The sequence below is a fragment of the Candidatus Nanopelagicales bacterium genome (assembly GCA_041393815.1).
GTDB lineage: Bacteria > Actinomycetota > Actinomycetes > S36-B12 > JAWKJK01 > JAWKJK01.
Window position 1 is genome coordinate 67,885 of the sequence record JAWKJK010000002.1, and the last position, 21,139, is coordinate 89,023.

General features: G+C 74.0%; 18 protein-coding genes. All 18 read left to right on the top strand.

Features of this window, described 5'->3' with window-relative positions:
- Position 1: 1 nt before the first annotated feature.
- The 18 genes from R2737_05790 (at position 2) to R2737_05875 (ending at position 21,127) form a co-directional block, all read left to right on the top strand.
- Positions 2-1,423, top strand: coding sequence for an alpha/beta-hydrolase family protein (locus tag R2737_05790; protein ID MEZ5115763.1), 1,422 nt, complete (start codon positions 2-4; stop codon positions 1,421-1,423).
- A 186-nt stretch (positions 1,424-1,609) separates the two neighbouring features.
- Complete coding sequence (locus R2737_05795; protein MEZ5115764.1) at positions 1,610-2,629, top strand: rod shape-determining protein; 1,020 nt, start codon at positions 1,610-1,612, stop codon at positions 2,627-2,629.
- A gap of 69 nt (positions 2,630-2,698) precedes the next feature.
- The gene (gene mreC, locus R2737_05800; GenBank protein ID MEZ5115765.1) at positions 2,699-3,682 is read left to right on the top strand and encodes a rod shape-determining protein MreC; all 984 of its coding nucleotides are present in this window, start codon (positions 2,699-2,701) and stop codon (positions 3,680-3,682) included.
- Positions 3,683-3,684: 2 nt separating this feature from the next.
- The gene (mreD, locus tag R2737_05805; GenBank protein ID MEZ5115766.1) at positions 3,685-4,197 is read left to right on the top strand and encodes a rod shape-determining protein MreD; all 513 of its coding nucleotides are present in this window, start codon (positions 3,685-3,687) and stop codon (positions 4,195-4,197) included.
- 186 nt (positions 4,198-4,383) lie between these two features.
- Positions 4,384-6,795: a penicillin-binding protein 2 gene (gene mrdA, locus R2737_05810; protein ID MEZ5115767.1), complete on the top strand. Its 2,412-nt coding sequence runs from the start codon at positions 4,384-4,386 to the stop codon at positions 6,793-6,795.
- A complete protein-coding gene (gene rodA / locus R2737_05815) occupies positions 6,795-7,970 on the top strand; it encodes a rod shape-determining protein RodA (protein MEZ5115768.1) in 1,176 nt (391 codons plus the stop codon). The genes mrdA and rodA overlap by 1 nt, the downstream gene beginning before the upstream one ends.
- A 93-nt stretch (positions 7,971-8,063) precedes the next feature.
- Entirely contained in the window at positions 8,064-10,004 is a 1,941-nt protein-coding gene (locus R2737_05820) for a TIGR03960 family B12-binding radical SAM protein (GenBank protein ID MEZ5115769.1), read from the top strand.
- The gene (locus R2737_05825; GenBank protein MEZ5115770.1) at positions 10,001-10,816 is read left to right on the top strand and encodes a TIGR03936 family radical SAM-associated protein; all 816 of its coding nucleotides are present in this window, start codon (positions 10,001-10,003) and stop codon (positions 10,814-10,816) included. Before R2737_05820 ends, R2737_05825 begins: the two co-directional genes overlap by 4 nt.
- Before the next feature lie 134 nt (positions 10,817-10,950).
- Positions 10,951-13,782, top strand: coding sequence for an Rne/Rng family ribonuclease (locus R2737_05830; protein MEZ5115771.1), 2,832 nt, complete (start codon positions 10,951-10,953; stop codon positions 13,780-13,782).
- A 278-nt stretch (positions 13,783-14,060) separates the two neighbouring features.
- Positions 14,061-14,375, top strand: a complete 315-nt coding sequence (rplU, locus tag R2737_05835) for a 50S ribosomal protein L21 (GenBank protein ID MEZ5115772.1) — start codon at positions 14,061-14,063, stop codon at positions 14,373-14,375.
- Between the two features lie 3 nt (positions 14,376-14,378).
- Entirely contained in the window at positions 14,379-14,630 is a 252-nt protein-coding gene (gene rpmA, locus R2737_05840; protein MEZ5115773.1) for a 50S ribosomal protein L27, read from the top strand.
- Between the two features lie 116 nt (positions 14,631-14,746).
- Positions 14,747-16,102 carry a GTPase ObgE gene (gene obgE / locus R2737_05845; GenBank protein MEZ5115774.1) on the top strand — a complete coding sequence of 452 codons (1,356 nt, stop codon included), beginning with the start codon at positions 14,747-14,749 and terminating at the stop codon, positions 16,100-16,102.
- Entirely contained in the window at positions 16,099-17,226 is a 1,128-nt protein-coding gene (gene proB, locus R2737_05850; GenBank protein MEZ5115775.1) for a glutamate 5-kinase, read from the top strand. Before obgE ends, proB begins: the two co-directional genes overlap by 4 nt.
- A gap of 15 nt (positions 17,227-17,241) precedes the next feature.
- Positions 17,242-17,631, top strand: coding sequence for a hypothetical protein (locus tag R2737_05855; GenBank protein ID MEZ5115776.1), 390 nt, complete (start codon positions 17,242-17,244; stop codon positions 17,629-17,631).
- A 47-nt stretch (positions 17,632-17,678) separates the two neighbouring features.
- Positions 17,679-18,950: a glutamate-5-semialdehyde dehydrogenase gene (locus R2737_05860; protein ID MEZ5115777.1), complete on the top strand. Its 1,272-nt coding sequence runs from the start codon at positions 17,679-17,681 to the stop codon at positions 18,948-18,950.
- A gap of 88 nt (positions 18,951-19,038) precedes the next feature.
- Positions 19,039-19,188 carry a hypothetical protein gene (locus tag R2737_05865; GenBank protein ID MEZ5115778.1) on the top strand — a complete coding sequence of 50 codons (150 nt, stop codon included), beginning with the start codon at positions 19,039-19,041 and terminating at the stop codon, positions 19,186-19,188.
- Positions 19,189-19,259: 71 nt separating this feature from the next.
- A complete protein-coding gene (gene nadD / locus R2737_05870; GenBank protein MEZ5115779.1) occupies positions 19,260-19,853 on the top strand; it encodes a nicotinate-nucleotide adenylyltransferase in 594 nt (197 codons plus the stop codon).
- A complete protein-coding gene (locus tag R2737_05875) occupies positions 19,850-21,127 on the top strand; it encodes an LCP family protein (protein ID MEZ5115780.1) in 1,278 nt (425 codons plus the stop codon). Before nadD ends, R2737_05875 begins: the two co-directional genes overlap by 4 nt.
- Positions 21,128-21,139: the final 12 nt, after the last annotated feature.

A 21,139-nucleotide genomic window follows, 5' to 3' on the forward strand; every position in this document is an offset into this window, starting at 1 on the left:
CGTGGCCCCCCGCCGCGCCGCCCTCGTCGCGGGCAGCTCCCTCGTCGCCGGCGGGGTCGCCGCCTGGCAGTCCACCCGCCCGTCGCTGATGCCGTGGCCGCGGCCGGCCCAGGTCGCCGTCGCCGTCGTCTCCGGGCTCGGCGGCGCCCTTGCCGGTGCCGCTCTCGGCGGAGCCGCCGCACTGACGGTCCCGCGCCGACGAGCGGACGAGCCGGCGGCCGACGCCGGTGCGACCGTACGCCGCGCCGTGGGCCTCACTCTCGCCGGCGTGACGGCGGGAACCGTTGTGGCACAGGTGGTCAAGCGTGGCCGCGGTGTCCTGCTCGAGCGGCTGCTCGCCGACGGTCGTGGCACGGACCCCGGTTTCGCCACGCCCCCAACCGACGACGACGTATCCGGCTCGCCGGCGTCGTACGTGGACCACAGCAGCCTCGGCCGCGAGGGCCGCCGCTTCGTCGGCACCGCCACGACCGCCGATGTGATCGCCGCGGTCACGGGCCGGCCGCCGCGCTCCCGTCCCGTCCGCGTCTTCGTCGGCTGGGACTCCGCGGCCACCATCGACGACCGGGTCGACCTCGCGATCCGCGAGCTCGAGCGCACCGGCGGGTTCGACCGGTCCTGGCTGCTGGTCGAGAGCCCGGCGGGCACCGGCTACGCCAACCCCACCCCGGTCGACGCGATCGAGCTCTACACCGGCGGCGACGTGGCCTCGGTCGCCGTGGCCTACGGCCTGCTCCCGTCCTTCCTGTCCCTGAGCCGGGTCCCGATCGCCGCGGAGACCCAGCACCTGCTGCTGCAGCGCATCCACGAGGTGCTGGCCGACCGGCCCGTGGACCGCCGCCCGCGGCTGCTGCTGTACGGCGAGAGCCTCGGTGCGAAGGTGCAGCAGGCGGCCCTGCCCGCCGGCCTGGCGGACCTGGACCGGATCGGCGTCCACCGGGCGCTGTGGGTCGGTACGCCCGGCGGCCGCGAGGCCGATGCGTTCCGGCAGCGGCTGGTCGGCAACTTCGTCACGCTGGATCGTCCGGAGCAGATTCCTGTTGTGCGGCAAGAGGTTCCGGACGCGCGCGTGTGGTTCCTCGAGCACGACGGCGACCCGGTCCACCGGTTCCGGCCCGAGGTGGTCGCCCGCCGGCCGGAGTGGCTGGCCCCGGACCTGCCGCGCGGCCGCGGCGTCCCCGAGGACATGCACTGGCGGCCCGGGGTGACCTGGGTCCAGCTGCTCGCGGACACCATCTACGCCACCGACGTGAAGCCCGGCGACTTCCGCAGCGAGGGCCACGACTACCGGGCCGACCTCGCCGCGGTCGTCGCCGCCGCGTACGGCCTGGACGCCGACCCGGGGTTCCCCGCGCTGCTGGACCGGGTCGAGGAGCGGCTGCGCACCGCCGAGCGGGACCGCGCCGCCCGGATCGAGGGGTAGCCACCCACAAGTCGCACCCTCAACCTCAGGGTGAGATGTGACGAATGGTGCGGGAGTGAAGGCTGGGACTCGGCGTGGCCGAGCACCCCCCGGGCGCCGTACCATGGCTGCTCGCACGCGCCGCGGGCGCCACGTGCCCGCGTGCTCCCAACCCGGAAGGCCCTGGCTCCTCGCATGGCGAACAACCTGTCGTTCATCGGCCGTGACATGGCCGTCGACCTCGGCACCGCCAACACCCTGGTCTACGTCCGCGGCCGCGGCATCGTGCTCAACGAGCCCTCGGTCGTCGCCATCAACCAGAACAGCGGCGGCATCCTCGCCGTCGGGGTCGAGGCCAAGAAGATGATCGGTCGCACCCCGGGCAACATCGTCGCGATCCGCCCGCTGAAGGACGGCGTCATCGCCGACTTCGACACCACCGAGCGGATGCTGCGCTACTTCATCCAGAAGGTGCACAAGCGCCGCCACCTGGCCAAGCCCCGCCTCGTCGTCTGCGTCCCCTCCGGCATCACCGGGGTCGAGCAGCGCGCGGTCAAGGACGCCGGTTACGCCGCCGGAGCGCGCAAGGTCTACATCATCGAGGAGCCGATGGCCGCGGCGATCGGCGCCGGGCTGCCGGTGCACGAGCCGACCGGCAACATGGTCGTCGACATCGGCGGCGGCACCACCGAGGTCGCCGTCGTCTCCCTCGGTGGCATCGTCACGAGCATCTCCATCCGCGTCGGCGGGGACGAGCTGGACAACGCGATCATCCAGTACGTCAAGAAGGAGTACTCGCTCATGCTCGGCGAGCGCACCGCCGAGGAGATCAAGATGGCGATCGGGTCCGCGTTCCCGATCCCGGACGAGCCGCACGCCGAGATCCGCGGTCGCGACCTGGTCAGCGGTCTCCCGCGCACCGTCGTGGTCACTGCCGAGGAGATCCGCCGCGCGATCGACGAGCCGGTCAATGCGATCGTCGACGCCGTCAAGACGACCCTGGACCGTACGCCGCCGGAGCTGTCCGGCGACATCATGGACCGCGGCATCGTGCTCACCGGCGGCGGCGCGCTGCTCAAGGGTCTGGACGAGCGGCTGCGGCACGAGACCGGTATGCCGATCCTGATCGCCGACAACCCGCTGGACTGCGTCGCGCTCGGCTCGGGCAAGTGCGTGGAGGAGTTCGAGGCGCTGCAGCAGGTGCTCATCTCCGAGCCGCGTCACTGACGCGGCCCGCGTTCCCGGTAACCCACCACCCCTTCCCCCGCGCGCGACGGCGACGTACCTGCAGACACGATGAGGGACACCCGGCGCACCAGGCTCGTCCTGGGCCTGCTGCTGCTGGCGGCGCTCACCTTCGTGGTGCTCGACCTGCGGGCCGGCGAGGGCGGACCGCTGCAGCCGATCCGCTCCGCTGCCGCAACGGTCTTCGGGCCGCTCGAGCGGGCGGCGGCCACCGTCTTCGGACCGGTCGTCGGGTTCTTCGGCGACATCGGCTCGTTGGGCGACAAGGACGCCCAGATCGAGCAGCTTCGCCGCGAGAACGAGCAGCTGCGCGCCGACGCCAACACGTACGCCGCGGACAAGGCCCGCGCCGACCAGCTGGACGCGCTGCTGCGCGTCGCCGGGGCGGGGCAGTACAGAACCGTTCCCGCACAAGTGATTGCGGTCGGACCGGCGCAGGGATTCGCCTGGACGGTCACGATCGACGCGGGCGAGCAGGACGGCATCGCCCCGGAGATGACGGTCATCAACGGCGACGGCCTGGTCGGTCGCGTCGTCACCGTGGGGCCCGACACGGCGACCGTCGTGCTCCTCGTCGACACCACGACCTCCATCGGCGCGCGGATCGCGGGGTCCCAGGAGATCGGCATCCTGTCCGGCACCGGGCGGCAGGACGTGATGGAGCTGCAGCTGCTCGACCCGCTCGCCCCGGTCGAGCCGGGGGACCGGCTGGTGACCTTCGGCTCGCGCGGCGGCCGTCCCTACGCCCCCGGCATCCCGATCGGCGAGATCACCGAGGTCGCAGGGACTCCCGGCCAGCTGACGCGGGTCGCGACCGTGCGCCCGTTCGTCAACGTCTCCGCCCTGGACCTCGTCGGCGTGGTGACGGAGCCGCCGCGCACGGACCCGCGCGACTCCGTGCTGCCGCCGGTCCCGACGCCCAGCGCCACCCCCTCCCCGGCACAGACCCCCTCGACGGAGCCCGGCGCGACCGCCACCGACGGCACGGCAACCAACGGGGGCACCGGGCCCGAGCCCTCCCCGAGCGGGGGCTGACCGTGGCGTGGCGTCGCGGGCTGCTCGTCACGGCCCTGCTGGTCACGTCGGTGCTGGTCGAGCTCACCCTGCTCACCCGGCTCGGCCTGCCGGGCGCGACCCCGCCCCTGGTGCTGGTCACCGTGGCCGGGATCGCCCTGACCATGGGGCCCGGCGCCGGGTCGGTCTCCGGGTTCGCGGCGGGCCTGATCCTGGACCTGGTGCCCCCCGCCGACGGCACCGTCGGGCTGACGGCGCTCACCCTCGCCGCCGTGGGCTACGTGTGCGGGGTGGTGCTCGACCCCCACGACCGGCCGGTGCTGCCGACCCTGGCCGTCGTCGGCACCGCCGCGGGGGCGGCGGTCCTGCTGCGGGCCGCCGTCGCGGGCCTGGTGGGGGACACCCGGGTGCTGTGGGACGACGTCCCCTCGCTGGTGCTGTCCTCCGTGATCTACGCCGTGGTCCTGGCCCCGTTCGTGGTCCCCGTCGTCGGCTGGCTGGCCCGCCGCCTCGACGCGGTGCCGGCGGGGGCGTGAGGCGGGTGCAGGACACGTGATCCGTCTCACCCGCCCCAGCCGCCCCGGCCACCTGGGCGAGGAACCCCGCCAGGCCCCGGGTCGTCGTACCGTCGTTGCCGCCGACCGGGCCGGCCGACGCGTGCTGTCCCCGGTCGGTCGGGGCGCTGACCGGCGACCCCGCCGCCGAGCCCGGGAGACGTCGACGTGAGCGAGAGGTCCAACCTCCGGCTCGTCGTCCTCGGCGTGCTCGTGGTCTCCCTCATGGCGACCCTGCTCGGCCGGCTGTTCTACCTGCAGGTCATCAGCGGCGACACCTACCGCGCGGCCGCGGCCAACAACTCCACCCGCGAGGTGGTGACGCCCGCCGTGCGCGGCCTGGTACTCGACGCCCAGGGCCGGCCGATGGTGGCCAACCGGATCTCGCTGGTGGTGTCGGTGGACCGCACCGTCGTCGCCCGCGAGGAGGACGACGGCAAGGCGGTGCTCACCCGGCTGGCCAAGGCCCTCGGCACCGACTACCAGGCCGTGTACGACCGGATGCAGCTGTGCGGCACCCCGGGGGCCAAGCGGCCGCCGATCTGCTGGAACGGCTCGCCCTACCAGCCGATCCCGGTCGCGAAGGACGTCGACACCGAGACGGCGCTGCAGATCATGGAGCAGCGGGCGGACTACCCCGGGGTGCAGGCGCAGCTGGAGGCCGTGCGGGAGTACCCCTCGCCGTACGGCGTCAACGCCGCCCACCTCCTGGGCTACCTCGGTCCGGTCACCGAGCAGCAGCTGGAGGACCAGGGCGACACCGACAAGCCCGGACGCCTTCGTCGCAACGACCTCGTCGGTCGGACCGGCCTGGAGGACCAGTACGACACGCAGCTGCGCGGTGTGCCCGGCGTGAAGACCCTGTCCGTCGACCAGGCCGGACGGGTGACCGGCGTCGCCGGGGAGGTCGTCAGCAAGCCGGGCAACTACGTGGTCACCAACATCGACGCGCGACTGCAGTCGGTGGTCGAGCAGCAGCTCGCCGACGCGATCGAGCGGGCCAAGACCAACGGGTACGTCGGTGACTCCGGCGCCGCTGTCGTCGTGGACGTGCGCAATGGTCATGTCCTGGCGATGGCGTCGTACCCGACGTACGACCCCGGGGTTTGGGTCGGCGGCATCTCGAAGAAGGAGTACAAGCAGCTCGTCAACGCGAAGGCGCTGTCCTCCAACGCGATCCAGGGAACCTTCGCCCCCGGTTCGACCTTCAAGGTCATCAGCACCTCCGCGGCGGGTGTGGAGGGCTACCCGCTGTACGGCACTTACGACTGCCCGAGCAGCTACCAGGTCGGCCCCCAGACGTTCCGCAACTTCGAGTCCGCCGGCTACGGGCCCATCTCGCTGTCGCGCGCGCTCGAGGTGTCCTGCAACACGGTCTTCTACGGCATCGCCGACCGGATGTGGGCGGACGCCGGCGGCCTGGACGCGGGGCCGAACGCACCGGACCCGATCGCGGAGACCGCGAAGGCGTACGGCCTGGGCAGCCCGACCGGCATCGACCTGCCGGACGAGCGCCGCGGTCGCGTGGGCGGCCGGAAGTTCAAGCAGCAGAACTGGGAGCAGCTGCGGGACACCTGGTGCCGCAACGCCGAGCTGGGCTACCCCGAGACGCGCAAGACCGATCCCGCGCTCGCGGACTACTACACCGCGCTGGACAAGGAGAACTGCGAGGACGGCTACATCTGGCGCGAGGGTGACGCGCTCAACGCCGCGATCGGCCAGGGCGACACGGCGGTGACGCCGCTGCAGATGGCGATGGTCTACGCGGCCGTCGCCAACGGCGGGACCCTGTGGCAGCCGGAGGTGGCCCGGGCGATCATGAGCAGCACCGGGGACGTGGTGAAGGAGTTCAAGCCCAAGTCGCGCGGCAAGGTCAAGGTCCCCAAGTCGACCATCGCCTTCCTCCAGGACGCGCTGCCCGGCGTGACGACGGACGGCAGCGGCCGGGCCCCGTTCGAGGGCTTCCCGCTGGACCAGATCCCGGTGGCGTCGAAGACCGGTTCGGCCCAGGTCACCGGGGACAAGCCGTCGACCTCCTGGTTCGCCTCGTACGCGCCGGCCAACGACCCGCAGTACGCGATCGTGATGATGGTGACGCAGGGCGGCACCGGCTCGGGGACCTCCGGCCCGAGCGTGCGCGGCATCTACGAGGCGCTGTTCGGGGTCAAGGGCGACACCGTCAACCCCAAGCGCAGCGTGCTGTACGGCGGCGAGCCCGCGACCACCCTGCCCACCATCAACCAGGACGGGACCCCGGTGACCCCGGAGGGCGACATCGTGCCGGGGCCGGAGTCCGCGCCGCCCGGAGCGAAGCTGGTGTCCCCGTCGCCGTCGACCGACGGGCCGGCCGCCGGTGCCGCCGATCCCGGGGCGACCACCGACCCCGGCGCGACCGGCGACGGGACCGGGGACGGCACCGCGCCGGCCCCGGGCGCCACCGAGCCCGGGGCGGTCTACGACGGGGCGAGCCCCGCGCCGCCGGACCAGGCGGCCCTGCTGGCGCCCGGGCTGCTCCTGCTCGGTGCCGGCGGCCTGCGGCTGACCGGGCGACTGACCCGTCGACGACGGAGGTCCGGCTGATGGCGCACGGATACCCCGCCACCTTCACCCGGACCGCGCCCGCCGGCCGGCCGGAGGAGAAGACCTCCTACTGGCGACGGCTGGACTGGGTGCTGCTGCTGGCGACACTGGCCCTCAGCGGGCTCGGCTCCCTGCTGGTCTGGTCCGCCAGCCGCACCGACCTGGCCGCCGCGGCCGGCGACCCCCAGTCGTTCCTGAAGAAGCACCTGCTCAACATCGCGATCGGGATCGTCCTGGGGCTGCTGGTCTCGCGGATCGACCACCGGCTGCTGCGCGCCTACACCCCGCTGCTCTACGTCGCGTCGATCGTCGGCGTGCTGCTGGTCTACTCGCCGCTCGGCACGAGCGTGGCGGGGGCGCGCGCGTGGATCAAGCTGCCGGCGGGGTTCACGCTGCAGCCGTCCGAATTCGCGAAGATCGCCATCATCCTGGTGATGGCCATGGTCCTGGCCGAGAAGCGCGACGCGGAGAGCGAGCCGCGCGACCGCGACGTGCTGCTGTCCCTGGTGCTGGCCGCCGTCCCGATCGTGCTGGTGCTGGCCCAGAACGACACCGGCACCGTGCTGGTGATGTGCACCATCGTGCTGTCCATCGTCGCGGTGTCCGGCGCCAAGACCCGATGGGTCCTCGGGCTGATCCTCGCCGCCGTCGTCGGCGTCCTGCTCGTCATCCAGCTCGGCCTGCTGCAGCAGTACCAGGTGGAACGGCTCACCTCCTTCGTCGACCCGGAGGCCGATGCCGGTGCCTCCGCGTACAACGCCAACCAGGCGCGGATCGCGATCGGTGGCGGCGGCCTGCTCGGTCGAGGCCTGTTCGAGGGTCCCCAGACGCAGGGCAACTTCGTCCCCGTCAACGAGAGCGACTTCGTCTTCACCGTCGCCGGGGAGGAGCTCGGCTTCGTCGGCGCGTCCGTCCTGCTGCTGCTGCTCGGCGTCATCCTGTGGCGCGGGCTGCGGATCGCGATGCGCGCCGACGACCTGTTCGGCCGGCTGGTGGCCACCGGGGTCGTCGCCTGGCTGACGTTCCAGACGTTCGAGAACATCGGCATGAACCTCGGGATCATGCCGGTCACCGGGGTGCCGCTGCCCTTCGTGTCGTACGGCGGCACGTCGATGTTCGCCGGGTGGATCGCGATCGGGTTGCTGGAGAACGTCCACATCCGCAGCAAGGAGTGACCGCGCCGAGTGGGCGCCCCCGGAGCCCCGGGTTACCCTCGTGCGAATTCCCCGTCCCGCGACATCCCCCGTCCCGCCGGAGGACCCCCGCTCATGCCGGTCGAGTCCGTGTTCCCCCGACTCGAGGCGCTGCTCCCGTCGGTGCAGAAGCCGATCCAGTACGTCGGCGGCGAGCTCAACGCCGTGGTCAAGGACTGGGATGCGACGTCGGTCCGCTGGGCCCTGATGTACCCCGACGCCTACGAGGTCGGCGCCCCCAACCAGGGCGTGCAGATCCTGTACGAGGTCCTCAACGAGGCTGACGACGTCCTGTGCGAGCGGACCTACGCCGTCTGGCCCGACCTCGAGGCGCTGATGCGCGAGCACGGCGTCCCGCAGTTCACCGTCGACGCGCACCGTCCGGTGGGGGAGTTCGACCTACTCGGGGTGTCGTTCTCCACCGAGCTCGGCTACACCAACCTGCTCACCGCGCTGGACCTGGCGGGGATCCCGCTGCTCGCGGCCGAGCGGGGCGACCGCGACCCGGTCGTGGTGGCCGGCGGGCACGCGGCCTTCAACCCGGAGCCGATCGCGGACTTCGTGGACGCCGCGGTCCTGGGGGACGGCGAGCAGGCGGTGCTGCAGATCACCGACGTGGTCCGCGCCTGGAAGTCGGAGGGCTCGCCGGGCGGCCGGCCCGAGCTGCTGCTGCGGCTGGCCGCGACCGGTGGCGTCTACGTACCCCGCTTCTACGACGTCGACTACCTGCCCGACGGGCGGATCCACCGGGTCGCGCCCAGCCGGCCCGAGGTCCCCTGGCGGGTGGCCAAGCACACCCTGATGGACCTCGACGAGTGGCCGTATCCCAAGGCGCCCCTGGTCCCGCTCGCGGAGACCGTGCACGAGCGGATGAGCGTGGAGATCTTCCGCGGCTGCACCCGCGGCTGCCGCTTCTGCCAGGCCGGCATGATCACCCGCCCGGTCCGGGAGCGCAGCATCACCGGAGTCGCCGAGATGGTGGACAACGGGTTGCGGCGCACCGGCTACGAGGAGGTGGGCCTGCTCTCGCTCAGCAGCGCCGACCACTCCGAGATCGCCGACCTGGCCCGCGGGCTGGCGGACCGGTACGAGGGCACCGAGACCGCGCTGAGCCTGCCGAGCACCCGTGTCGACGCGTTCAACGTGGACCTGGCCAACGAGCTGTCCCGCAACGGGCGGCGCAGCGGCCTGACCTTCGCCCCCGAGGGCGGCAGCGAGCGCCTGCGCAAGGTCATCAACAAGATGGTCACCGAGGACGACCTGATCCGGACCGTGACCACCGCGTACGCCGCCGGCTGGCGCCAGGTGAAGCTCTACTTCATGTGCGGGCTCCCGACGGAGACCGACGAGGACGTGCTGCAGATCGCGACCCTGGCCCGCCGGGTGATCCAGGCCGGCCGCGAGGTGACCGGGCGGCGGGACATCCGCTGCACCGTGAGCATCGGCGGCTTCGTGCCCAAGCCGCACACGCCGTTCCAGTGGGCGGCGCAGCTCGACCACGAGACCACCGACGCCCGACTGGCCCGGCTGCGGGACGACATCCGGCAGGACCGCAGCTACGGCAAGGCGATCGGCTTCCGCTACCACGACGGCAAGCCCGGGATCGTCGAGGGCCTGCTGTCGCGCGGCGACCGGCGGGTCGGCTCGGTGATCCGTGCCGCGTGGGAGGACGGAGCCCGCTTCGACGGCTGGAGCGAGCACTTCTCCTTCGAGCGCTGGATGCAGGCCGCGGAGCGGGCGCTGGCGGACGAGCCGGTGGACGTGGACTGGTACACCACCCGCGAGCGCGACCACACCGAGGTGCTGCCCTGGGACCACCTCGACTCGGGGCTGGACCGGGACTGGCTGTGGGAGGACTGGCAGGACGCGCTGGCCGAGACCGAGGTCGAGGACTGCCGGTGGTCGCCCTGCTTCGACTGCGGGGTCTGCGACCAGATGGGAACGGAGATCCAGATCGGGCCCACCGGCCGCACCCTGCCGCTCACCGTGATCGCCCCCGGCGGGACGGGCGCGTGAGCCGCCAGCCCGACCGCGACGTCGCGCCCCCGGTCCAGCGGCTGCGGCTGCGGTACGCCCGGCGCGGCCGGCTGCGGTTCTCCAGCCACCGCGACTTCCAGCGCGCGTTCGAGCGGGCGCTGCGGCGGGCCGACGTGCCGATGGCCTACAGCGCCGGGTTCAGTCCGCACCCGAAGGTCTCGTACGCCAACGCGGCCCCGACCGGGACCGCCAGCGAGGCCGAGTACCTCGAGATCGGCGTGGTCCGGGCGTGCGACCCGGATCGGCTGCGGGACGACCTGGACCGGGCGCTGCCGCCGGGCCTGGACGTGCTCGACGCCGTCGTGGTGCGCACCCCGGACCTGGCCGGACGGCTGGAGGCCAGCGAGTGGCGGCTGGAGCTGCCCGGGGTGCCCCCGGGCCGGGCGGCCGAGGCGGCCCAGGCACTGCTGGCCGTCGACGAGGTGGAGGTCGAGCGGCTGACCAAGAACGGCCGACGCCGGTTCGATGCGCGCGGCCCGGTCCTGCTCCTCGAGGCCCTCGAGGTCGAGGCCGACCCCGCGCGTGCCGCTGATGTCGCTGCCGGGTCCACGGCCGGCGACTGTGCGATACTGCGCCTGGTCGTGCGGCACGTCACACCGTCCGTCCGACCCGACGACGTTCTCGCCGCCCTGCGGCAGGTGGCCGACCTCGCGCCGCCGGTCCCACCCCTGGTGACCCGGCTGGCGCAGGGGCCGCTGGCCGCGGACGGCCGGTCCGTGGGTGACCCGCTGGCTCCCGACCGGAGTGGCGCGCAGCCCGCCGGATCCGGAGGGGCCGTCGTCGGCGCCTGACCGGCGCGGCCGTTGTCGGCCCGCGTGCGGTTCGGGCGCGTCCCACGCAGGCTTGCGTGCCGGTCCGCCGGCACGACGACGGGTCCTCGAGCGGCGCCCCGTGCGCCCGAGGACCGTGACAGGAGTACGTCGCGATGAGTGACGAGCAGACCAGTACCACCCCCGACGCGACCGAGCGCCGCGTCCGCCGCCGGCGCGCGGCCTCCCGCCCGGCGGGACCCCCGCCGGCGGCGCCCCCCGACCAGGCGGGCGGTCCCGACGCCCCCACGGGGACCGCCCCGGGCGGATCGTCGCCCGCCGAGTCCGAGGCGGTCGGGACGACGTCCCGCCGTCGGACGGCCAAGGCGGCCGCCGAACCGGCCGCGAAGGCGACGGCGAAGAAGACCGCCGCGAAGAAGGCGGAGCCGGCGAAGAAGGCCGCGGCGAAGAAGGCGGAGCCGGCGAAGAAGACCGCCGCCAAGAAGACCGCCGCGAAGAAGAGTGCCGCGGCCGACGCCGCGGCCGCGGAGGGCTCGGGCGAGCAGGCCTCCGCGCCCACGCCCGACGAGTCTCCCGCGCCCCGACGGCGTTCCCGTCGGGCGGCGGCCCCCGCCGAGCCGGCGGACGGCGGCGAGGCGCCGTCGGAGGCACCCGCGGCGGCGCCGACGGCGCGACGCCGGTCCCGGGCCGCGAAGGCCGCCGAGCCGGCCGAGCCTGCCCGGTCGGCCGAGGCTGACGGCGGCTCCACTGCCGCGCCGCTGTTCCAGGCGCCGGCGGCGCTGTTCCAGCCACCCGCGGACGAGGACACGAAGCCCGGCACGGGCACGAGGCGCCGCGGCAAGGCGGCCGCGGGCGGGTCCGACGCGGCGGAGGAGACCGCTGAGCAGGCGGACACCGACATCGCGGGGACGGACACCGACCAGGCCGACGAGGAGGGGGCCGAGCAGGAGGGCACCCGGCGGCGCCGTCGGCGCCGGGGCGGTCGAGGCCGACGCCGCAGTGGCGGCGACGCCGGTGGCGACTCCGGCGGCGACGCGACCGAGGGCGAGCCGTCCGCGGAGGGCGAGGCCACCGCGGCGCCCGAGGCGGGACCGACCGAGGAGGCCGGTGAGGACGAGGGCGGCAGTGCCGGCACCCGTCGGCGCCGGCGCCGGCGCCGCAAGGGGTCCGACGGCGACGTCGAGCCCGGGGACGACCCGCCGAACACCGTGGTCAAGGTCCGCGAGCCGCGCTCGCGCAGCGGCGAGGTCACGTCGCTGAAGGGCTCCACCCGGCTCGAGGCGAAGAAGCAGCGCCGCCGCGAGGGCCGCGAGGCGGGCCGCCGGCGCGTCCCGATCCTCACCGAGTCCGAGTTCCTGGCCCGCCGCGAGTCGGTGGACCGGGTCATGGTCATCCGGCAGGAAGGCGACCGCACCCAGATCGCCGCCCTCGAGGACGGCGTTCTGGTCGAGCACTACGTCACCCGCGGCGGGTCCTCGTCGATGGTGGGCAACGTCTACCTCGGCAAGGTGCAGAACGTGCTGCCGTCCATGGAGGCCGCGTTCGTGGACATCGGCCGGGGCCGCAACGCGGTCCTGTACGCCGGCGAGGTCAACTGGGACGCCGCGGGCCTGGAGGGCCAGCCGCGCCGGATCGAGTTCGCGCTGAAGTCCGGCGACTCGGTGCTGGTCCAGGTCACCAAGGACCCCATCGGCCACAAGGGCGCCCGGCTGACCAGCCAGATCTCCCTGCCCGGCCGCTACCTGGTGTACGTCCCCGACGGCTCGATGACCGGGATCAGTCGCAAGTTGCCCGACACCGAGCGCAGCCGGCTCAAGGGCATCCTCAAGCGGGTCGTGCCCGACGACGCGGGCGTCATCGTGCGCACCGCCGCGGAGGGCGCGAGCGAGGACGAGCTGGCCCGCGACGTCGGCCGGCTGGCGCAGTCATGGACCGACATCTCCGCCAAGGCCACGACCGCCAGCGCCCCGGCGCTGCTCTCCAGCGAGCCGGACCTGGCCATCAAGGTCGTCCGCGACATGTTCAACGAGGACGTCAGCCGGCTGGTGGTGTCCGGTGACGGTGCCTGGCGGCAGGTGAACGAGTACGTCACCTCCGTGGCTCCGGACCTGGAGGACCGGCTCAGCAAGTGGGTCGGCCCCGGCGACGTGTTCGCGGAGTACCGCATCGACGAGCAGCTGACCAAGGGGCTGGACCGCAAGGTGTGGCTCCCCAGCGGCGGCTCGCTGGTGATCGACCGGACCGAGGCCATGACGGTCATCGACGTCAACACCGGGAAGTTCACCGGGCAGGGCGGCAACCTCGAGGAGACCGTCACCCGCAACAACCTCGAGGCCGCCGAGGAGATCGTCCGGCAGCTCCGGCTGCGGGACATCGGCGGGATCATCGTCGTCGACTTCATCGACATGGTGCTGGAGAGCAACCGCGAGCTGGTGCTGCGCCGGCTGCTGGAGTGCCTGGGCCGGGACCGGACCAAGCACCAGGTGGCGGAGGTCACCTCGCTGGGGCTGGTCCAGATGACGCGCAAGCGCATCGGCCAGGGGCTGCTGGAGGTGTTCGGCGAGACCTGCGAGCACTGCAACGGCCGGGGCATCCGGGTGTCCCTGCACCCGGTGCCCGGCTCCGATCACGGGGGCAACGGCGGTCACGGTTCCGGCGGCAACGGTTCCGGCGGCAACGGTTCCGGCGGCAACGGTTCCGGCGCCAGCGGCGCCCCCGGCGGCAGCGGTTCCGGCGGCAGCGCCGGGTCCGGGCGCAAGCGTCGCCGCGGCAGCGGGGTGGACCCGGCGGACGTGGCCGCCCGAGCGCTGGCGTCCCGGTCCGACGGCGAGGCCGGGACGGACGGTCCCGACGACCGGGCCGCCGAGGTCGACGCCCCCGAGGTCGAGGCCCCCGAGGCTGAGGCCCCCGAGGTCGAGGCCCCCGAGGCTGAGGCCCCCGAGGTCGAGGCCCCCGAGGTCGAGGCCCCCGAGGCTGAGGCCCCCTAGGTCGAGGCCCCCGAGGTCGAGGCCCCCGAGGCTGAGGCCGCGGAGGTCGAGGCCCCCGAGGCTGAGGCCGCGGAGGTCGAGGCCGTGGAGGTCGACGCCATGGAGGTCGAGACGCCGGACGCTGCCGAGCCCGACCCGGCCGCGGTTTGACCCGGGAGCGGCCCGCTCCGTACCCTTGACCCTCGGTGCCTACGGCACCACCGCACCCGTGCGCCCGCCCCGCGGATCCCTCCGTGGTCGCGGCCGGGGTGCCCCGATCGATCCCGAGGAGACACCCGGTGTACGCCATCGTCCGCGCCGGCGGCCGTCAGGAGAAGGTCGCTGTCGGCGACGTGCTCGAGCTCGACCGCGTCAGCGGCGAGCCCGGCTCGACCGTCACGCTTCCGGCGCTCCTGCTGGTCGACGGCGAGTCCGTGACCACTGACCCGAAGGCGCTGTCCGGCGTCGCCGTGACCGCCGAGGTGGTCGCGCACACCAAGGGCCCCAAGATCGACATCCTCCGGTACAAGAACAAGACCGGCTACCGTCGCCGCATGGGCCACCGCCAGGCGCTGTCGCAGGTGCGGGTCACCGCCATCGAGACGGGGAAGTGACGCATGGCTCACAAGAAGGGTGCGTCCAGCACCAAGAACGGCCGCGACAGCAATGCCCAGCGCCTCGGCGTGAAGCGCTTCGGCGGCCAGCAGGTCAACGCCGGCGAGATCATCGTCCGCCAGCGCGGCACCCACTTCCACCCCGGTGACAACGTGGGGCGCGGCGGCGACGACACCCTGTTCGCCCTGGCCGACGGCCAGGTCGCGTTCGGGACCCGTCGGGGCCGGCGGGTCGTCAGCATCGTCACCGAGTGACACGCTGCGTCCGCGCGACCAGCTGACCTCAGCACTGAGCTGACCTCGACACAGAGCATCCTCGAGGAGGCGGGCCCGGTCCGGGCCCGCCTCCTCGCGTCCCCGGGAGCGGCCGCATGACGACCTTCGTCGACCGCGTCACCCTGCATGTCGCCGCGGGCAACGGGGGCAACGGCTGTGCGTCCATCCACCGGGAGAAGTTCAAGCCGCTCGGCGGCCCCGACGGGGGCAACGGCGGCCGGGGCGGCGACGTGATCCTGGTCGTCGACCCCAGCGTGAGCAGCCTGCTGGACTACCACCGCTCCGCGCACCGCCGGGCCGGGCACGGCAAGGCCGGGCAGGGCTCGCACCGGCACGGGGCGGACGCGGACGACCTGGTCCTGTCCGTCCCCGACGGCACCGTGGTGACCACCGAGGACGGCGAGGTCCTCGCCGACCTGGTCGGTCCCGGGACCTCGTACGTCGCCTCCCGCGGCGGTCGCGGTGGCCTCGGCAACGCCGCGCTGGCCTCGCCGCGCCGCAAGGCACCGGGGTTCGCGCTGCTCGGCGAGCCGGGGGAGTCCGCGGACCTGGTGCTGGAGCTGAAGACCGTGGCCGACGTGGCGCTGGTCGGCTACCCCAGCGCCGGCAAGTCCAGCCTGGTCGCCGCGCTGTCCGCCGCCCGACCCAAGGTGGCCGACTACCCCTTCACCACCCTGGTCCCGCACCTGGGCGTGGTCCGCGCGGGGGACGTGGTGTTCACCGTGGCGGACGTACCCGGCCTCATCCCGGGCGCCAGCCAGGGCAAGGGGCTGGGGCTGGAGTTCCTGCGGCACGTGGAGCGCTGCTCGGTGCTGGTCCACGTGCTGGACTGCGCCACCCTGGAGCCCGGCCGCGACCCGATCCACGACCTGGACGTGATCGAGTCCGAGCTGGCCGCGTACGGGGGGCTGGAGGGCCGGCCGCGGCTGGTCGCCCTCAACAAGGTCGACGTCCCCGACGCCCGGGACCTGGCCGAGCTGGTCCGGCCCGACCTGGAGGCGCGTGGCCTGCCGGTGTTCGAGATCTCCGCGGCCACGCACGAGGGGCTGCGCCCGCTGACCTTCGCGATGGCCGCCGAGGTCGTCGCCCACCGCGCCGCGGAGGGCCCCGCCACCGCGCCGCGGGTGGTCATCACGCCGGCTCCGGTCGACGACTCCGGCTTCACGGTCACCCGCGAGGGGGACCTGTACCGCGTGCGCGGCGCCCGGCCGGAGCGCTGGGTGCGGCAGACCGACTTCTCCAACGACGAGGCGGTCGGCTACCTCGGCGACCGGCTGGCCCGGCTCGGGGTGGAGGAGGAGCTCCTGCGCGCCGGGGCGGAGGCCGGCTGCACGGTCGTCATCGGGGGTGACGACGACGCGGTCGTCTTCGACTGGGAGCCGACGGTGGCCGCCGGCGACGCCGCTCACCACGGGCCGCGCGGGACCGACCACCGGGTCGAGGGCCGATGAGCCCCGCGGCCGCGCTGCGCCGCCAGGTGGCCGGTGCCCGGCGGGTCGTGGTGAAGATCGGGTCCTCCTCGCTCACCCGCCGCGGCGGCGGCCTGGACCCGGCCCGGGTGGACGCGCTCGTCGAGGCCCTCGCGCTGCGCGCGCTCGGCGGCGCGCAGGTCGTGCTGGTGTCCAGCGGAGCCATCGCCACCGGCTTCCCGTCCCTGGGGCTGCAGCGCAGGCCGCGGGACCTGGCGACCCAGCAGGCGGCCGCCAGCGTCGGGCAGGGGATGCTGCTGGCGCACTACGCGGGCGCGTTCGGCCGGCACGGCATCACCGTGGGGCAGGTGCTGCTCACCGCTGAGGACGTCACGCGGCGCGCGCACTACCGCAACGCCCAGCGCACGCTCTACCGGCTGCTGGAGCTCGGGGTGCTGCCGGTCGTCAACGAGAACGACACGGTGGCCACCGACGAGATCCGCTTCGGCGACAACGACCGGCTCGCCGCGCTGGTGGCCCACCTCGTGCACGCCGACGCCCTGGTCCTGCTGTCCGACGTCGACGGGCTGTACGACGGCCCGCCCGGTCGGGCCGGGGCGCAACTGGTCCCCGAGGTGCGGGAGGCGGGCGACCTCGCCCGCGTCACCGTGCGCGGAGCCGGTGCGGTCGGGCTCGGCGGCATGGTGACCAAGGTCGAGGCGGCGCGGATCGCCACCGCCGCGGGCGTCCCCGTGGTCCTCGCCTCGGCGGCCCAGGCCGGAGAGGCGCTGGCCGGGGACGTCGTCGGGACGCTGTTCCACCCCACCGGGGCGCGCACCCCCACCCGGTTGCTGTGGCTGGCCCATGCGACGACGCCGCGCGGGCGGGTGTGGCTGGATCCCGGTGCCGTCGACGCGGTCGTCCGCCGCCGGCTGTCCCTCCTGCCGGCCGGTATCACCGCCGTCGACGGGAGCTTCAGCGCCGGGGACCCGGTCGACCTTCTGGACCAAACCGGCCACGCCGTGGCCCGCGGGCTGGTCAACTTTGATGCGTCGGAACTGCCCGGACTGCTCGGACGCTCCACCCGGGAGCTCGCCCGGGAGCTGGGCCCGGCGTACGAGAGGGAGGTCGTCCACCGCGACGACCTGGTCGTGCTCGGCACGTGACAGGAGGAGGTGGCCGTGACCGGACTGCACGCGGCCGGCGGCGGCGTCCGCCCCGAGACCTCCAGCACGATGTGGCACGTCACCCTCACCCTGTCCGGGACCTCGGTGCCGTCCGCGGCCATCCGCAGCGCGTTGGAGCGGCTGGCGCACGAGCACCCGTTCCTGCTCGCCGGACGGTACGCACCCGACCGGGCGGAGGTCCGGTACTGGGAGGAGGCGCCGACGGCGCAGGTCGTGGCCGACCTCGCGCTGCGGCTGTGGGGCGAGCACAAGGCCAGCTGCGACCTGCCGGACTGGCGCGTCGTGGGGCTGGAGGTCGTGGACCGCGACACGTTCCACCAGCGCGGCCGGTCGGCCCACTCCGCCGGGGGGCTCGTGGTCGCCGGCGGCGTGACGCCGTTCTGACGTGACGCCGTTCTGATCGAGCCGACCCACCCCCGTACCCTCGGCGCATGAGCGACGACCGCGACCTCGTCATCGAGTGCGCCCGGCGCGGCCGGTCCGCGGCCACCGTGCTGCGCCAGCTGACCCGCGACCAGAAGGACGCGGCGCTGCGCGCCATGGCCGACGCGCTGGTCGGTGACCTCGGCCCGATCCTGGCGGCCAACGAGCGTGACGTCGCCCGCGCCCGCGACGCGGGGACGTCGGAGGCGATCGTCGACCGGCTCACCCTCACCGAGGCCCGGCTGACGGCCATCGCGGACGCGCTGCGCGACGTGGCCGAGCTGCCCGACCCCGTTGGCGAGGTGGTCCGCGGCTACACGCTGCCCAACGGCCTGCAGGTGCGCCAGGTCCGCGTCCCGATCGGCGTCGTGGGCATGGTCTACGAGGCGCGCCCCAACGTCACCGTGGACGCGGCGGGACTGTGCCTGAAGAGCGGCAACGCCGCGCTGCTGCGCGGGTCCAGCTCCGCGCACGAGAGCAACCAGGCGCTGGTCGCGGCGATGCGGTCGGCGCTGGCGGGTACGGACGTGCCCGAGGACGCGGTCCAGCTGGTGCCGGGCACCTCGCACGAGTCGGTGAAGCACCTGATGACCGCGCGGGGGCTGGTGGACGTGCTGATCCCGCGCGGTGGCGCGGGCCTGATCCGCAGCGTCGTCGAGGGCTCCACCGTGCCGGTCATCGAGACCGGCGTGGGCAACTGCCACGTCTACGTCGACGCCGACGCCGACCTGGACAAGGCCGTCGCGATCCTGGTCAACGCGAAGACCCAGCGGGTGAGCGTGTGCAACGCGGCCGAGACGTTCCTCGTGCACGCCGACATCGCGGCGGACTTCCTCCCACGGGCGCTGGAGGCGTTGCGCGACAAGGGGGTCACCGTCCACGGCGACGACCGGATGGCCGCGGCCGCGGCGTCGGCGGGGATCGCGTTCGCGCCGGTGACCGACGACGACTGGGCTGCGGAGTACTACTCCCTCGACATCGCCGCAGGGGTCGTCGACTCCCTGGACGAGGCTCTGGAGCACATCCGTCGCTGGTCGTCCGGGCACACCGAGGCGATCGTCAGCGACTCGCAGTCCGCCGTACGTCGGTTCGTGGCCGGCGTGGACTCCGCGGCCGTCATGGTCAACGCCTCGACCAGGTTCACCGACGGCGGGGAGTTCGGCTTCGGGGCGGAGATCGGGATCTCCACCCAGAAGCTGCACGCGCGGGGACCGATGGGGCTGACCGAGCTGACCACGACCACGTTCGTCGTCACCGGCGACGGGCACGTGCGGGAGTGAGCCGCCGGCGGCCGACGTCGGCCGCTACAGTGGCCGCCGACGTCGGGCCGGACGGGCCCGGCCCCGCACGAGGAACCAGGGGACCAGCATGGGCGTGGTGGCGGCGGCGATCCGGCTCAGTGAGGAGGCCGGCGGGCACGAGGCCGGTCAGGTCTCCCCGTACGTCTTCGGGGGATTCGCCTTCGTGGCGCTGTGCCTGCTGCTCGTCGTCACGATGATGGTCAACGTCGACAACTGAGCGGCGCCACCTGATCCACCCCACCGCTCGGCCCTCCCGGCCCCGACGCGACCCGGGATATCGTCGCCCTCGTGCGGCGCAGGGTGGGGGTCATGGGGGGCACGTTCGACCCGGTGCACCTCGGGCATCTGGTGGCCGCCTCTGAGGTCGCCCACCGCTTCGCGCTCGACGAGGTGGTCTTCGTCCCCACCGGGGCGCCCTGGCAGAAGTCCGACCGGCAGGTGTCCGACGCCGAGGACCGCTACCTGATGACCGTGGTGGCCACCGCGTCCGACCCCCGGTTCCGCGTCAGCCGGGTCGACATCGACCGGGACGGGCCCACGTACACCGCCGACACGCTGCGCGACCTGCGCGGGGAGTACGGCCCGGATGCGGAGTTCTTCTTCATCACCGGGGCGGACGCGCTGGCCCGGATCCTCACCTGGCGCGACCCGCACGAGGTGCTTGACGAGGCACACCTGGTGGGGGTGACCCGGCCCGGACACCCGCTGGAGGACCCGGGGCTGCCGCCGGGGACCGTGACCCTGGTGGAGGTCCCCGCGCTGGCGATCTCCTCCAGCGACTGCCGGGAGCGGGTCGCCCGCGGCGAGCCGATCACCTACCTGGTGCCCGAGGGGGTCGAGCGCTACGCCGCGAAGCGCGGCCTGTACCGGGACCCCCGGTGAACCGCCGTCCGGCGGTCGCCGGGCGGCCCCACGGGGGCACCGGCGCCACCAGCGGGCGGATCGTGGCCGTCGTGGCGGTCATCGCGGTGGCTGTCGTGGCCGTCACCTGGTGGCTCTCGCGGCCGTCGGACCCCCCGCCGCCGACCGCGTCACCCAGCCCGAGCGGCACGGCCACCCCGGACCCGGTGCAGCGGACCCTGCTGCTGCAGGTGCGCGACGACGACCAGCTCGCGGTCGACAACGTGCTGATCGGCTCCGGCGGCGCCCCGGACCGGGCCGCGTTCCTGTACCAGCCGGGGGGCCTGCTGGTGTCCGTCCCGGGCGCCGGCACGCTGCCGCTGGCGGAGGCGTCGCAGCTGTCCGACACGCTCGCCTCGGTGCAGGCCGTGTCCGACCTGCTCGCGGTCCGCGTCGACGGTGGCTTCGTGATGGACCGGCTGGCGTTCGCCGGGCTGGTGGACGCCGTCGGGGGCGTGTCCGTGCAGTCCCGCCGCGACCTGGTCGTGACCGACGACGCCGGTGAGCCGGTCGTCGTCATCCCTGCGGGGGCGCGCACGCTGGACGGCGTCGCCGCGTCCTACTACGTGACCGTGCTGATGCCGGACGAGCCGGAGAGCGCCCGGATCGCGCGGTTCTCCGACGTCCTCGTCAAGGTCCTCGCCGCGCTGCCCGACGACCCGGACCTGCTGCGCCAGCTGCTCACCGGGCTCGGCGCCCTCGCCCGGTCGACCGTGCCGACCGAGGAGGTGGCCGACTTCCTGCTGTCGGTGCAGGGGGAGATCCTGGGCGAGCGCTCGGTCGACGAGACGCTGCGCACCGTGGCCCTGGTGGTCGACGAGGAGACCGCCTACCTGCCCCGCCAGCCGGATGCCACCGCCCAGGTCGCCAGGCTGTTCCCCGACGCCGCGCTCACCACCGCCGACGGCGCCCCGCCTCGGGTGCTCGTCCTCGACTCCGGAGCCACGCCCGAGGGTCTCGACCTCGTGCGCGACGCGGTGGCGGAGACGGGGATGACGTACGTCTGGGGCGGTGCCGCCGGCGGCGCGCCCCGACCGGCCACGGTGATCGAGGTGGCGGACTCGGCGCAGGCCCAGGAGTGGGGCGCGCAACTGGTGCAGGTGCTCGGGCTGACGCCGTCCGCGGTCGTGGTGGTCCCGCCGAACCCTGCGGCGGACGTCGTGATCCGCGTGGGTTCGGACGTCGGCGCACCGGCCGAGCCGTCGTCGTCGGCCGAGCCGGTGGCTGTGGTCGATCCATCGGGTGTGGCAGGCTGACCCGCCGTACCG